Origin of the sequence: Bacteroides oleiciplenus YIT 12058 (assembly GCF_000315485.1) — a bacterium.
Lineage (GTDB): Bacteria > Bacteroidota > Bacteroidia > Bacteroidales > Bacteroidaceae > Bacteroides > Bacteroides oleiciplenus.
Genome location: NZ_JH992942.1, coordinates 786,540 through 801,353 on the forward strand (window position 1 = coordinate 786,540; position 14,814 = coordinate 801,353).

Sequence of the window (14,814 nt, forward strand, 5' to 3'; positions counted from 1 at the left end):
ATTTTCTATTTTTTAGGAAAAATCTTTTGATGCTAAAGCGATTCTTGATTCTTCTCTGATTTGCAGATTCTTGCAAATCAGAGAAAAACAATTATATTTGTGAAATAATCATAGAAGATGAACTTAGCGTCTTCTGATTTAGACTTAAAAACATCAAGATATGGCGAAAATTAACCTTTCCCTCCTTTTCAATGGTAATTGTGAAGAAGCTTTCAATTTCTACAAATCAGCATTCGGAACAGAGTTTACTTTTATAGGCAGATATGGAGATATTCCTCCGCAAGGTGGCATGCCTGCCATCTCCGAAAATGAAAAGGCAAAATAGAAAATATCTGTCTGCCTGTAAATGAGGACACTTTTCTGATGGGTGCAGATGTCACGGGTTATATGGCTGAGAGAACTGTTTTTGGCAATAACTTCTCTATTTATATCGAAGCTGTCAATAAAGAAGAAGCCGACCGGCTGTTTGCCGGATTGTCGGCAGATGGGCAAGTGATGATGCCTATGAGTGTAGCCCATTGGGGCGATTATTTCGGGATGTTCACAGATAAGTTTGGTGTTAACTGGCTGCTAAATTGTGCGCGTCAGCATATGGGATAGTTCATAGCAATCATTAAATAGATGTATAACTGAAGCTTAACCACAAATAGAATGATTATGGAAAATATGTATTGTCAAAGTTGTGGCATGTCGCTGACTAAGAAAGAAGAGGTAGCAACGAACAAGGATGGTTCCCTCATACACGATTATTGCATTTACTGCTACAAGGGCGGAGCTTTCACTTCGGATATCAGTATGGAAGAGATGATTGATGTTAGTTTGGTGCATATGAAAGAAATCTTCAAGGATGATCCTAACTTTAGTGAACAGGAAGCTTTAAATAAGATGAGAAGCTTTTTCCCTGAACTGAAAAGGTGGAAGAATATATAAACAAAAAACGTTGTAAATAATCTATTTACAACGTTTTTTCTGTTGAAAGTGGTGCCACCAGGAATCGAACCGGGGACACAAGGATTTTCAGTCCTTTGCTCTACCAACTGAGCTATGGCACCCTATTTTTCTCTTTTGCGGTTGCAAAGGTAGTGAAAGTTTTGGACTATGCAAGAGCTTTGAAAATAAAAAACGCTGATAAATGCCTATGTGGCTAAGTATCAGCGTTTATCTTTTAAGAAAAAAAGAGAGAAAAAGTTGATTCCTACTCTGTTTCTCCGTTTTCGTCTGTTTTTTCCTCTTCGGATGTTTCCCCTTTCAGGGGATTCCAGCCTTGTGCTTTCAGTTCAAACTCCTGACCGTCGCGGGTAATTAACGCACAACCTAACTCCGGTTTGGTGATATGCCCGATAAGCTTTACACCCTCCATCTCTGAAATCTTCTCATGGTCGGCGATGGGGACGGTGAACAACAATTCGTAATCCTCACCACCATTCAGAGCACAAGTGGTTAGATTCATATTGAATTCTTCCGCCATGACAGCCGTCTGGTAATCAATGGGAATATGCTCCTCATAAACACGGCAACCCACCTTGCTTTGCGTACAGATATGCAGCAATTCAGAAGATAAACCATCGGAAATATCCATCATGGAAGTAGGCTGAATGCCCTCTTCTGCCAGCTTTTCAATAATATCACGACGAGCTTCCGGTTTCAATTGGCGTTCCAGAAGATATTCTTTTCCGGAAAAATCAGGCTGTAACTCGGTATTGCCTTTGAGAGCAATCTTCTCCCGCTCCAATAATTGCAACCCCATGTATGCTGCGCCCAAGTCACCGGTCACACAAACCAAGTCTGTCTCTTTGGCGCCATTCCGGTAAACTACTTTATCTTTGTCCGCTTCGCCAATACAAGTAATGCTGATTGTCAGCCCTGTGAGTGAAGAAGAAGTGTCTCCACCTACGATGTCTACATTATATTCCTCACATGCCAGACGGATACCGGCATACAATTCCTCTATATCTTCTACAGAGAAACGTTTGGACAAGGCCAGGGAAACCGTTATCTGCTTCGGCGTGCCGTTCATGGCATAGATATCGGAGAAGTTCACGACAGCAGCTTTATAACCCAGATGTTTCAGCGGGACATAAACTAAATCAAAATGTACACCTTCCATCAGCAAGTCTGTGGTAATCAGCACTTGCTTTTCGGCAGGGTAGGAGAGTACGGCGGCATCATCGCCTACACCATACCGGCTCGATTCATTTTTCAGTTCAATGCCTTCGGTCAGTCGGCGTATGAGGCCAAATTCACCGAGGCTTGCAATTTCTGTTCTCATGATTACGCTCTGTTTATCAATTCTCTCATAATCTCCGTCATTTTCGGCTGGGCAGCATCGGCAGCTTTCTGCACTTCTTCGTGCGTCACTTCCACAATTTTGCCTTCCACACCGAGGTCGGTGATTACAGAAATACCAAACACTTTGATTCCACAATGGTTCGCCACAATCACTTCCGGCACTGTAGACATGCCCACTGCATCCGCTCCGAAGATATGGAATAATTTGTATTCAGCCGGAGTTTCAAACGTCGGACCTTGTGTGCCGACGTACACGCCATGTTGCACTTTGATACCCTTCTCCGCAGCAATTGCATCAGCCTTGCGAATCAGTTCTTTATTGTACGCTTCACTCATATCCGGGAAACGTGGTCCGTACGGGATATTCTTGCCACGCAACGGATGTTCCGGGAAGTAGTTGATGTGGTCTGTAATAATCATCAGGTCGCCGATTTCAAAATCAGGATTCGTGGCGCCGCTCGCATTGGAAACGAACAGGGTCTTGATGCCTAACTCACGCATCACACGTACGGGGAACGTCACTTCCTTCATCGAGTAACCTTCATAGTAATGGAAACGGCCTTGCATTGCCATAATATCCTTGTTGCCCAGCTTACCGAATATCAGCTTTCCGCTGTGTCCTTCCACCGTCGATACGGGGAAGTTGGGTATTTCCTCATACTTTATTTCGTACTTCTCGGTGATTTCAGTGGCAAGGCTGCCTAAACCGGTTCCGAGGATAATCGCTGTCTCTGGTTGTGTGTGCATCTTACCTTTCAGGTAAGCCGCTGTTTCTTGAATGAGCTCTAACATAGCCAATAATATTTTGGTTAAATATATGTTGTTGATTTTGTAAAAATTCTATCTCTATCGGCAAAACGTACAAGTACGGTTTCAGCGCTTCGGCCAGTGCCGGATGATGTTGCAGCCTTGTCGCATCCTTTTCTGTGGTGACAATGAGCTTTTTTTCTCCTTCCAGATGTTCAAAGCGTTCCTTTATCACTTGCAGATCTTTATTGCTGAAATCGTGATGATCGTCAAACTGGCATAAATCCACGTGGGGCGTATGTGCTTTCAGTTTCTCCACCAATGTGGCAGGCGAGGCAATTCCTGTCACCAGCAACACCTGTTCATCTTTTCCGAGTGAAGCAAGTGCCCGTCGTTTCTCTCCGAAGAGCGGAGTCAGTGCACCATACCTGAACGATGAAAAATAAAGCTGCTGATACGGATATAGCTTCAGCCTTTTCGTGATGATATTGAAATCTATCGGTTTGATGTCCTCCGGGCATTTCGTCACGATTACGATATGTGCCCGGTTCTTTCCATCTTCCGGTTCACGTAGCCGCCCTGCCGGAAGCAGGGTGTCGTCTGAGAACAGTCTGTGGAAATCCGTCAGCAATATGTTCAGTCCCGCTTTCACGTAGCGATGTTGAAAGGCATCATCCAGCAATACCACATCCACTTTAGGATTTTCCAGCTTCATCAATTGTTCGATGCCGTGGCAACGATTTTCATCTACAGCCACCCGTATGCCGGGAAATTTAGTTTTTATCTGATAAGGCTCGTCACCGATGCGCTTTACACTTGTTTCCTCCGTGGCCAGCACATATCCCTTACTTTTCCGTTTGTAACCCCGGCTCAGCATGGCGACGTTCGCTCCTGTTTGTTGCAACAGCTTGATAAGATACTCCGTGTGTGGCGTCTTGCCCGTTCCGCCCACGGCGAGGTTTCCGACGCATACCACAGGTACGTCAAAACTCTTTGACCGGTAGTATCCCCAATCAAAGAGTTTGTTTCGTAGGCGTACCCCCATCCCGTAAAGCCACGAGACGGGGTATAGCCAATAGTGTATCTTAACTAGCGGTTCTTCCATCCACTCCTTTCTTTTAATTGATGTTCAACTCAAACGGAACACGTGCCTGAATCTTATCGCAATTTTCAAAATTGTTCAGCCAGTCAAATTGATTATAGAGTTCGCCAACTTTGCCTTTCAGCAGATGAGATTGGATATATCCACCCGGATTCGTATCCATCAGCGTTTCAAAGAAACTCTTCTTGCCCGGATAAGACATCACGGTATAAGCTTCCAGTCCTGCTTTTCCGATAGCCATTTCCAGTGCTTTGTCCAGTCCGCCCAGTTCGTCCACTAAGCCCAGTTCTTTGGCTTTGGCACCTGTCCATACACGACCTTCTGCAATTTTCTTGATTTCATCCGTAGTCATACCACGACCCTCTGCACAACGTTTCACGAACAGTTCATAACCCTCGTTCACCATATTCTGCATCAAAGCCTTTTCACCGTCGTTCAGCGGACGTCCTATCATTCCGAAGTCAGCATAAGTATTTGTCTTCACTGCATCGAATGAAAGTCCGATTTTATCTGTCAACCCCTTCACATTGGGGAACATGCCGAAGATACCGATAGATCCTGTCAGAGTAGTCGGGTCGGCCACAATGCTGTCTGCATTACAAGAAATGTAGTAACCGCCTGAAGCAGCATAATCACCCATAGAGACAATCACCGGTTTTTCTTTCTTCAGTTCGGTCACTGCATACCAGATTTGTTCCGAACCGAAAGCACTGCCGCCCGGAGAATTCACGCGCAGCACTACAGCTTTCACGTCTTTATCGTCTTTCAACTTACGTAAGTCGCGGATTACCTTTTCAGAATTGATTCCCTCTTCGGCACCTGCACGAGAACTGCCGCCATCGATGGCTCCGTATGCATAATATACGGCAACGATATTTCCGCTTTTATCCTTCGGAACGTTCTTCTTTACATTTATCATATCTTTCAGGCTCAGCACCGGCATGCGGTCATCCTTATCAATGCCGATCATAGTTTTCAGATAATTGCGTACATCATTCTTATATATTAATGTGTCAGCAAGTCCGTATTCCAAGCTCTCTTTCGCCGGATAGAACATCAGCATCTTGTCCGCAGCTTCATTCAGCTTTTCTTTGCTCACGCCTCTTGATTCGGAAACATCGCTCACCATCTGTCCCCAGATACCATTCAGGAATACAGTTACCTGTTCACGGTTAGCGGGACTCATTTCTGTAGAGATGAACGGTTCAACTGCCGATTTGTAAGTCCCCACTTTGAACACCTGCATTTCAACACCGATTTTATCCAGCAAATCTTTATAGAAAGTCGGGGTAGAAGCCAGACCATACCAACCGATTGAACCTTGGGGATTTAGTAGCACCTTGTCGGCCACACTTGCTAAATAATACAGGCGTTGTGTATATTGGTCGCCATAAGCTACTATAAACTTACCACTGGTTTTGAAGTCAGCCAGTGCTTTACGAATTTCTTCCAGTGAAGCAAATCCTATGCCCATGGCTCCGGCTTGCAGGTAAATGCCCTTGATATTTTCATTCTCCTTAGCCTTTTGGATAGACGAAAGAACGTCATCTAATCCGTACGTTGTTTCATCTTCACTCAGGAAGATGTCAAACGGATTGTCCTGGCTGCGTTCAGAGAGCATGCCTCTCAGGTCGAGCATCATCACAGAGTTCTTACGTACTTGTGTCTCAGATTCTGAGGTGGACAGCATACTAAATAGTATCAGGATACTGACGAAAAACAACACGACGCTTGACACGATTATACCGGTAATGGTGGCCAGCGTAAATTTAAAAAAATCTTTCATTGCATTTATTGTTTTTTGTATGCTAACTTATAAAAGCTAACAAAGATAAATAATTGAGTTGATATTTACCCTATCTGTCGCAAGGTTTTTCATTTTGTCACACTGTCTATCACAAAAACATTGTTATCTTTGTGTCGTTTTAAGCATAGCACTACACGACACTGTTCGTGTAGTGCTTTTTTATTTGTAATACTATTGATTATGAAACAAAACAGTTTGACTGGCTTCGTGAACGAAGTCATTGTAGGGTTGCAGCAAGAGGGACGTTTTGCCACTGCTAACATCTACAAGTATGCCTTACGGGCATTTACGCAATCCGTAGGAGGTGGCGAAATCTTCTGGGGAGGACTCAGCAGACAGGCTTTGCGGCATTTCCAGACTTATATGGAAGGGCAGCAAAAGAGTTATAACACTATCTCCACTTACATTCGTGCCTTGCGTGCGGTGTATAATCGGGCAGTAGATCTCGGGTTGGTGAAAGGTGAATTTCGTCTGTTTGCAAAGCTGAAAACAGGAGTTGCTTCGGAGAAGAAACTGGCTGTTACGGCCTCACAGATGAAAAAGTTGGTGCATGCTCCCGAAGCAGAACAACTTCCTACCAAGGTGCGTCAGGCACAGGATATTCTTTCGTTGATGGTGCTCCTGCAAGGAATGCCTTATACCGATCTGGCACATCTTCATAAGAGTGATTTGAATGGGACTTTGCTGACGTGCCACCGTCAGAAGACGGGCACGGAACTCTGTGTGAAAGTAGTTCCCGAAGCGATGGAGCTGATTGAACGCTATCGTAATCGTGAAGCGGCTTCACCTTATCTTCTGAATATTCTGAGTAGTACTTGCTCTGAAAAAGCGGCTTTCGAAGAATATCAAAGGAAACTTCGCGATTTGAATCTGCAACTATCCAAACTTCCTGCATTGTGTGGGGTAGAAGGTATAAAAGTCAGTTCATATACCGCCCGCCATACGTGGGCCACGCTTGCCAAGTACTGTCAGGTACCGGAGGAAGTCATTTCCGAGGGATTAGGACATTCTTCATTAGAAGTCACCCGTACATATCTGAAAAGTTTCGGAGGAGATGAACTCGAAAAAGCAAATCGGATAATAATTGATTACATATCTACCGGAAATAAAAATGTGTGGAGTAGGGCTTGAGTTTTCTATTACTTCGTAAGTAACGGAATGCAGAGTGCATTACTTCGTAAGTAACGGAAACGTAATCTTGCTGCAAAGATATTAAAAATTTGATAAAAACAAATTATAAAAAATAATTTTGAATAATATTTAACTGAAAACACGGCTCCAATAACCAAGACAAACAACAAATCGACATATTACTGCCTCTCCGGCTATGAGAACACACAGCATTCTCCCTATCCACGTTTTCCCTTCTACATGGACCCGTCTATTCTACGCTCTATTCTCACGTGATTTCAACTTAAGATGCCCGCCGTGTTCCTATAACGCCTTATATTTTCCGTATTTGCGTGCTTCCGTTACTTACGAAGTAACGGTTAAAAAGAACAATTATGCTCACACAATTGACACAAACAGCTATTGCCGTATTATACGACATTCATGCCGGTGGCAAGCCTTATCGTACAGCACAACTAACAATTGCGCCGCAGGAGTTAATCGACCTCCTTACTAAGTTAGAGTCAGGTGGTTTGATCCGACGTAAAGAACTCCCGACTTCTGAACTTCTCTCTTCATATGAGCTACCCCGTTCTTATATAGATGTATCCCTACTCGATATACTGGAAGCTCTCGATGAACATCTGAATTGCAATTTTCCCACTAAGGAGAAGATGTATCATCAATACCGTGCTGCTGCTCATCGTTTGGGGGTCATTAACCAAATGACCCGCCTCTATTTGTCTGAAATTAAGTTAATTGATCTATGATGAACAGAAAAATACAATATATATATAGCATCGGGTTGCTCCTGTTTCTACTGGTTAGCTCCTGTTCCAAGCGCGACACTCCTGCCGATCCTGTTGCCATTCGTCTTTATACCGGTATCTTGACCCGTTCTGCTGTGGATGTCTTCCATGCTACCCCTGTGTGTATTGCCTGCGGCATATCCTCCGGTGCATATACCCAGACTTGGGAGGGCATCGCCACCGCCGATGAAATCACCCTCACTCCTGTGCGCTATTACCCTGAAGACGGTAGTGGTGTTTACCTGCGCGGTTATTATCCGCCTGCCCCTATGTCTGCCGACGGTACCCTTTCCTATACCCTTACCGGAGATGAAGACCTTTTGCTCAGTGACGAGCAGAACGGCTCGCTTTCTTCCCCTTTCACACCTGCCGGTAACAAGCAACTGATTTACGGCCATCTGCTTACGAAATTGAGCTTCATCATCCATCTCGAAGGTGACGATGTTCCTTCCCTGCGTGTCCGTTCCCTGCAACTTAATGGGCTTGCCGGGCAGGTCACGCTGACGTTGACCACCGGTTCCTTGTCTTATGGGGAATCCACCGTCCCTGTCACTATCCATTCCACTCCGGATGATTCCGAGGGCCTTCCATTCGTAGAGGGTGTCCTTCAACTGCCCGGCTATGTGCTTGTACAGCCGCAGGCTGAATTTACGCTGGATATGGTGCTTTCCGTTGACGACGACCGTTCCCATGACCTTGCCTACCACGATCTGGCTGTCAGTTTCGAAGGCGGTGGTGGTGAAGGTGGTGCTGCCTATACAGTGAAGGTGGAACTTCCCTCACCGACGCAGGCTGATCCTTTACCCGTTAAGGTCACCACCACCGTTGTCTCTTGGCAGGCGGGTGATTCGGGTAGCGGTCATATTCCGGGATGGGATACTTCCGGCGATGCGAAGTAAATAGTAAAAATAATATATATATAGAAAGAACAAATAATTTATTAATCATTTAATTAAGACTTGAATATGAAAACAAAAATGAGCGTGGCATTACTGACCTTATTGATCTCGGCTGGATGCACTGAAAATGAACAGATCACTTTTCCTGAAACTCCTGTGAATGCGGTGGCCATCCAACTGGGCCAACAAGTGAATGCTGTGTCGCGTGCTGTGGCCTCTGACGGTGTGAACGTGAGCGCAACTTTGCTGATGTGCGACGATGCCGATTGGAGCAAATTCGTCAAGGTAGACAAGAATGTAATAGAGGGCGGTCAATTGAAGAGCCGTGCCAGCATCTCTGCCGCCTCCTTCACTGTGGCTGCTACTCCTGCCAATGATATTTCCTTGAACCAGTTACTTTATTATTCATTGAGTGACGGTATCAATTCTTTCATCGCCGGGGTATCCCCTGCGGGTAAGGTTTCCGATGCCGGCTCTTCTGTCGCTTTCACCCAAGAAGACGGTACCCAGGATGTGATGTGGGCCGAAACGGTGGCTGTCGGTAACGCGCAAGATGCCGGTAATGCTGCAGGAACTTCCAAATATAATCTGGCGTTCGTCCACAAGACTACCCAGCTCAACTTTGCCATCGGTTTGAAGCGTACCGCCGGCGGTGGCGAATGGCAAGGCAAGAAAGTAGCGTTGAAGAGTATTGCCGTGCAGCAGGCTTCCGTTCCCCAATCTGTCAATGTGGCTAACGGCGAGGTAAGCTGGAGCACTGCTGTAACCCTTAAAGTACCCGGCATTTCGGAAGCTGCCATTGCAGAAACAGCTACGGCTGTGGGCGAGGCGTTTATGATCAACCCCTATACCGAGGTGATACTGAATGTAGTGATTACCGTGGACGGTGCCGAGAAGATTTTCAACAACGTTCGTGTCACTGCTGCCGGTGGCTCCGACCTTGCCCGCGAGGAGGGTAAATCCCACCTGGTTACGCTTACCATCCAGGAACCTGCCAGTGCTGAGGGTGCTGTAACGATAAAGACCACCGCTACTGTGAAACCTTGGGAACAGGGTACTTCAGGCAGTGCTGAATTATAAAACATATAACTAACTAACCGATGAGACGCATTTACCGTTTGTTCCGTTTCGCCTTTTCTGCCTTCGCGGCTTTTCTCGTATCCTGTTCCTCCGACGTTTCCCTTCCTGTGGAAACTACGGTTCCTTTGGAATTCAGTGCGGGAGGCACTGCTTTGTTGCATACTTCTGCCACCCGTGCTGACAATCTTCCGGAATCGGCTTTTGATGCCACGGTGGTACTCTCCATGAAACAGGGGGATTATTCGCTTTCTGCCTTATATGAAAGCAGCCATGAAGTAGGCGTGGATACAGACGGCAGCGTCTCTTGGCAACTTCAATCGGGCAGTGTAGAGCCGGTTTATCCCGAAACGGGTGCCTGGCTGTATGCCGTTTCAGTCTCTCCGGTGGCAGTTCCTGATAATAGCGGAAACGTCTCTTATACCTTGATCGGCAAGGAAGACTTGCTGTATGCCCCGGAAATCCGTGGTAACAAGTGGGAGGGAGACCGTTTCTCTGGTAATGGGAATTCCGGGCGCGACAAGCCGTTGGAATTTGCCCATCTGCTCACCCGCTTGCAGTTCAAGGCACGCAAGCGTCAGGCAGATGGTATGTCGGTAAAAATTACGGCTGTAAAGGTGAATGAGGCATTGACGGAAGTCACTGTGCCCTTGTCCACAGGTGAACCGTCTTTCAGGGGGACGGCAGGACTTACCCTGCATCCCGGAGATGGCGGTGCAGGCAAAGACGTGCCTGCCGGTGGAACTACCGTGGCATTGGGCGATTTACTATTACCGCCTCTATCGCCGGAGCATAACTATACATTGAATGTTGAAACGTCAATTGGTGCTTTCGACAATATCCCGATTGTGTTCTCTGATAATGCCGCTTCCAGTGGGAAACTGTTGCCCGGCATGTCCCATGAAATCACTTTCTATATCTCCGATACTTTTCTGGGCGTCCTGTCTGTGACGGCTACCCCCTGGGAGTTAGTGAATGTGGATGATGATCTGGAATTAGTACCTTGATTAATTTATGAATTATATAGATAAGAAATAACAATGAAAACCAAACAACTCATTAATCTCGCTTTTCTTTCCGGTCTGCTGCTTGCTGCCGGGTGCAGCGATGACCAACACACCGGAACTACTGATAATAATGAACCGGTGGAATTACAAATCTCACCCAGAGTGGTGCTGACTCGTGGTGTAGTGGATGGCACTGCTTTCAGTAATGGCACTTCCATCGCGGTGTATGCTACGGGGGATGATTATGCGGCTTCTAATAATTACGCGGTATATGCGAACAACTCCGGTTGGAGTAATACCGGGGCTGATAAGATTTTCCTGACAGGCAAACCTGCCACTATTTATGCTTATTACCCCACAACCAATAAGTATGGCGCAGACTTTACCATTCCCATTACCTTGTTGGAAGGAACCGAATCCACCACTATCACTTCTCAGGATAATGCTTCAAGCGGTACTCCCATAGCTGCTGCCGATGGCGAAGTGGATTGCATGTATGCCACGTCAGTGCCGAATGTATCCAACAAGGTAAATAACGGTGTGACACTTAACATGAACCATGCCCTTTCCATGGTAAGTTTCCGTGTCTACAAAGCTGCGGACTATAAAGGCGCGGGCAACTTAACTAAGATAGTGATGAAAGATATCAATGCAGTTGGCACCACCTTGAGTAAAGGCACTTCTCCTAAAATGAATATCACTAACGGTACTATCACGGAAGGTGCCGCGCAGGATGCAACCTATACCCGCGCCATTAGTAGCGGTTATACATTAGGTACTGCTGATGCCAATGCCAAAAGGTTCAGCATCCTGGTATTACCTACCTCTGCCAGTATCGGAACTGGTAATATCCAAGCGGTTTTCACCATTGACGGGGCTGACTATTCGGTAAACCTGACCCCTCCTACCGATAATAGCGGTAAGTGGCTTGCCGGTAAGAATCACCTTTATTCAGTGAAATTGAGCGGTACGGAACTTACCATAAGTAGTGTTACGATTGCCCAGTGGGTGGGAGTTGCCGGTGGTGATTTGACAATCCAATAAGACTGTGCAGGTGTAAGCTTTTGAATAATAATATAAATTTTGTAAGTATGAGATCCTTTATAGTTTACCTTCCCGTCTTCTGTGCCCTCTTGCTTGCAGGCGGTTGCTCAGATAGTGGCTGTGTCAGTGACTTGGACATTCCTGTCCCTTTGCAGCCTTCTTTCACCCCTGTCTCCGGCTCCCTCACCCGTTCCATCGTGAGTGAAACGGGCACTGCGGACGGGCAGGTGAACCGTATCGGTGTCTATCTCACCCGTTCCGACGGCCATACGGCTTATGCCGCTTCCGCTTTTTCCATTTTCAGCACAGAGAATGGAAATAGTTGGACCGGAACCCCTTCTGTGAATCTCCGCACGGAGCAGGCGCGGCTTTATGCCTGGTATCCGGTTGCTGATAATTCCATCCCCACGGAGGTCGGAAATACCCGCACGGTCCCCATTATCCTGCCCGCCGCCCAGACATTCGATGGAGGGAGTACTACTGCCTGTTCGCAGACCGATTATCTCTACGGCTCGGCAAACCAGGCAGTGGGTGATGCCACTGCCATCACAGTGCACCGCAGTGCCAGCAATCCTGCCATATACCTGCAGCACGCCCTTGTCCAACTTGTCTTCACCATTGAATACAAGGCGGGCCGTGTTCCTGATAGTGATTATGACCGGGTAAAAAGCATCAGCCTGACCACCGGCACCGGCATAACTGTTTTCCGTGCCGCAGCAAGCGGTACCATGACGCTTGCCGATGGTACGCTCGCCGTTGCCCAGACTGCCACGATTACCTTTACCGCCACTACAGGAACTTCCTGCCTGCCCGGTAACATCGGTGATCCCAAACCTGTGGTCTACGGACTGACCGCCCCCAAACCTGCCACCACCAGCCCGGTGGCATTGAACCTGGTACTGGGACAAAAGGGCACTTCTACAAACGACCGTACCCTGACTGCTTCCAATGCCACCCTGTTCAATTCCGAATGGAAGAAAGGCCACTGCTATACCTATCATCTATTGCTCGACAAGAACGATATCACCATGAAAAGCGTAGCGATAAAAGGTTGGACGGAGCAAGACGGGGGCGAACAGAACGTACCTCCCGTGATTGAATAATCCAACAAGCCAAGTATTCTGATAACTCAATAAAGTAACTACCAGACGCAACGAGATAATGAATAAACTGACATTGAACATCCTGCCTTATATGGCCTCCTGTTTCCTGCTGCTGGGTTCCGGCTGTAGCGACGAACAACCTACCCTCGTGGTTGCCGAAGGCACTCCTCTCACCATTACGGCTGAAATCGGTGCTTCCGTTTCCCCCGCCTCCCGGGCGGCGTCATCCGGCGACTACGACCTTGGCGCATTCAGGACCAGCGACCAGATCAACGTCACCTGTAGCCGTAACTCCACCTTGCTTGCTTCCTCCGGATACACCCTTGGATCTGACAATGCCTGGACTGCCTCCGGCGACGGTCTTGGCTTTTTGCCCGCCGTTGTTTACCGCGCTTCTTTCCCTATCGGTTACGATGGCATCCAGGCGAACCAGGAGAAGCCTGCCGATTTTCTGAAAAGCAACTATCTCCGCACGCCCGAGGTTCCCGTTTCGGGTGCTGAAGTAAACTTCACCGGCTCCAATGCTTTTGTGCACGAAAATGCAAAGCTGACGCTGAAGTTCACGGGTGCGAATGCCTTGCCCGCTTTCAGCCGGATGACGGTGCAGGCCTCCGGATTGCGTACGGGTGATAATGTTACGCAGAGCATCAATATGCTGCGTCCGGCTGCTTCCGAATATATCTGGTGCTCGGTCATTTATCCGCGTGCAACGGAAACGGAGATTGCAATTACCGTGACCGATAGCTATGGCATCACTTATAAGGCCGCCGTGCAGTGTTCCATGGCAAAGGGCACTAGCTATACTTATACGCTGAAACTCCGGAATAATACTCTTGTTCCCGTGGGTCCGGCCGAAATCAAGGACTGGACGGTATCGGGCAGGCATAACGGTGACTTTGATCCCGTTTAAACAATTAGAATAGTAATGATGATAAAGACTCCAGTAATGATGATAAAGAACCATCTGATATATGGCAAATGTGCGTGTTCCCGGTTGCGGTTCCTGCTACTGCTGTCCGTGATGGCCGTTTGTTCCGTATCGTGCACGCAAGAGAGTGCGGGTGTTGCCCTGCCGTTGGATGTATCCGCCGGGATTGGCGCTCCCCATACCCGTGCGTCGGACTCCCATGCGTCGGACTATGACAAGAGAAGCTTCGTGACCGGTGATGTAATCAAGATAAGCAAAGGGGGGACAAGTATCAATTACCGGAGAACTGCTGCCGGTAACTGGACTTCCGATGCCGACACACCGATGACTACTACGGGTAGCGAGTCCTTCACAGCGACTTTTCCCCCCGATTTCAGCAATATACAAGCCGACCAGAGTACGCCTACGGGCTTCTGGAAAAGCAATCAACTGTCTTCCGTGGCTACTTCCACCGGAAACTACGTCCGGTTCAGCTTCGCCCCGGCAGCCTGTAAAATCACGGTTGTCGTGATCTATAAAGCGGATAACACTGCTACAAGTGCCACTGTTGCGGGCAAAGGATTATCTAGCGGGAATAACAGCAGTGCTGAAAGCATCAGCTTGCTGAAAACTTCCGAATCCCTGAGACGCCACACCTATGCCGGTATCTTTTCTCCTTCCGCTTCCAATGCCTACACTATCAGTGTATCGGCCAGCGTTCTGGGCACGAGGACTTATGTAGAGAAAGGTTCTGGTCTGACTTTGCGGGCCGGATACGAATACCAGTATACGTTTACCGCTACTGACGAGTTGCTTCTCACCAGTGTGGTGGTGAAAGAATTTACCACGGAATCAGGCTTCGGTGATACCGATGGTGAAGAGGATGCCGGTAATGCGACCTGACCATTGATAT

16 protein-coding genes and 1 tRNA gene are annotated in these 14,814 nt (G+C 47.3%); 12 read left to right on the forward strand and 5 right to left on the reverse strand.

Annotation, left to right across the window (positions count from 1 at the left end):
* The first annotated feature begins 160 nt into the window (after positions 1–160).
* The 3 genes from HMPREF9447_RS29140 (at position 161) to HMPREF9447_RS16435 (ending at position 930) form a co-directional block, all read left to right on the forward strand.
* Positions 161–325, forward strand: a complete 165-nt coding sequence (locus HMPREF9447_RS29140; RefSeq protein WP_009130875.1) for a VOC family protein — start codon at positions 161–163, stop codon at positions 323–325.
* Positions 326–387: 62 nt separating this feature from the next.
* Complete coding sequence (locus tag HMPREF9447_RS29145; protein ID WP_244267633.1) at positions 388–600, forward strand: VOC family protein; 213 nt, start codon at positions 388–390, stop codon at positions 598–600.
* 57 nt (positions 601–657) lie between these two features.
* Positions 658–930 (forward strand): zinc ribbon domain-containing protein, encoded by a 273-nt coding sequence (locus HMPREF9447_RS16435; protein ID WP_044138293.1) that lies wholly within the window; start codon positions 658–660, stop codon positions 928–930.
* A 49-nt stretch (positions 931–979) separates the two neighbouring features.
* On the opposite strand, the gene HMPREF9447_RS16440 is transcribed toward HMPREF9447_RS16435, so the two are convergent.
* From HMPREF9447_RS16440 to sppA, 5 genes are all read right to left on the reverse strand, one after another.
* A tRNA-Phe gene (locus HMPREF9447_RS16440) sits at positions 980–1,052 on the reverse strand.
* Between the two features lie 143 nt (positions 1,053–1,195).
* Positions 1,196–2,269 (reverse strand): thiamine-phosphate kinase, encoded by a 1,074-nt coding sequence (gene thiL / locus HMPREF9447_RS16445; RefSeq protein ID WP_009130878.1) that lies wholly within the window; start codon positions 2,267–2,269, stop codon positions 1,196–1,198.
* A 2-nt stretch (positions 2,270–2,271) separates the two neighbouring features.
* Positions 2,272–3,081: a purine-nucleoside phosphorylase gene (locus HMPREF9447_RS16450; protein ID WP_009130879.1), complete on the reverse strand. Its 810-nt coding sequence runs from the start codon at positions 3,079–3,081 to the stop codon at positions 2,272–2,274.
* Entirely contained in the window at positions 3,038–4,141 is a 1,104-nt protein-coding gene (gene lpxK, locus HMPREF9447_RS16455; RefSeq protein ID WP_009130880.1) for a tetraacyldisaccharide 4'-kinase, read from the reverse strand. The genes HMPREF9447_RS16450 and lpxK overlap by 44 nt, the downstream gene beginning before the upstream one ends.
* A gap of 13 nt (positions 4,142–4,154) precedes the next feature.
* Positions 4,155–5,924, reverse strand: a complete 1,770-nt coding sequence (sppA, locus tag HMPREF9447_RS16460) for a signal peptide peptidase SppA (protein ID WP_009130881.1) — start codon at positions 5,922–5,924, stop codon at positions 4,155–4,157.
* Between the two features lie 201 nt (positions 5,925–6,125).
* Between sppA and HMPREF9447_RS16465 the strand changes: the two genes are divergently transcribed.
* From HMPREF9447_RS16465 to HMPREF9447_RS16505, 9 genes are all read left to right on the forward strand, one after another.
* Complete coding sequence (locus tag HMPREF9447_RS16465; protein WP_009130882.1) at positions 6,126–7,076, forward strand: tyrosine-type recombinase/integrase; 951 nt, start codon at positions 6,126–6,128, stop codon at positions 7,074–7,076.
* A gap of 374 nt (positions 7,077–7,450) precedes the next feature.
* Entirely contained in the window at positions 7,451–7,825 is a 375-nt protein-coding gene (locus HMPREF9447_RS16470) for a hypothetical protein (RefSeq protein WP_009130883.1), read from the forward strand.
* Complete coding sequence (locus HMPREF9447_RS16475; RefSeq protein ID WP_009130884.1) at positions 7,822–8,763, forward strand: fimbrillin family protein; 942 nt, start codon at positions 7,822–7,824, stop codon at positions 8,761–8,763. Before HMPREF9447_RS16470 ends, HMPREF9447_RS16475 begins: the two co-directional genes overlap by 4 nt.
* A gap of 66 nt (positions 8,764–8,829) precedes the next feature.
* Entirely contained in the window at positions 8,830–9,843 is a 1,014-nt protein-coding gene (locus tag HMPREF9447_RS16480) for a fimbrillin family protein (protein WP_009130885.1), read from the forward strand.
* Between the two features lie 20 nt (positions 9,844–9,863).
* On the forward strand, positions 9,864–10,847 hold the full coding sequence (locus HMPREF9447_RS16485; RefSeq protein WP_009130886.1) for a fimbrillin family protein: 984 nt from the start codon (positions 9,864–9,866) through the stop codon (positions 10,845–10,847).
* Between the two features lie 33 nt (positions 10,848–10,880).
* Positions 10,881–11,891 carry a fimbrillin family protein gene (locus tag HMPREF9447_RS16490; protein WP_009130887.1) on the forward strand — a complete coding sequence of 337 codons (1,011 nt, stop codon included), beginning with the start codon at positions 10,881–10,883 and terminating at the stop codon, positions 11,889–11,891.
* A gap of 47 nt (positions 11,892–11,938) precedes the next feature.
* Positions 11,939–12,994 (forward strand): fimbrillin family protein, encoded by a 1,056-nt coding sequence (locus tag HMPREF9447_RS16495; protein ID WP_009130888.1) that lies wholly within the window; start codon positions 11,939–11,941, stop codon positions 12,992–12,994.
* A gap of 58 nt (positions 12,995–13,052) precedes the next feature.
* The gene (locus HMPREF9447_RS16500) at positions 13,053–13,904 is read left to right on the forward strand and encodes a fimbrillin family protein (protein WP_009130889.1); all 852 of its coding nucleotides are present in this window, start codon (positions 13,053–13,055) and stop codon (positions 13,902–13,904) included.
* Between the two features lie 36 nt (positions 13,905–13,940).
* A complete protein-coding gene (locus tag HMPREF9447_RS16505; protein ID WP_009130890.1) occupies positions 13,941–14,804 on the forward strand; it encodes a hypothetical protein in 864 nt (287 codons plus the stop codon).
* The last annotated feature ends 10 nt before the right edge of the window (positions 14,805–14,814 follow it).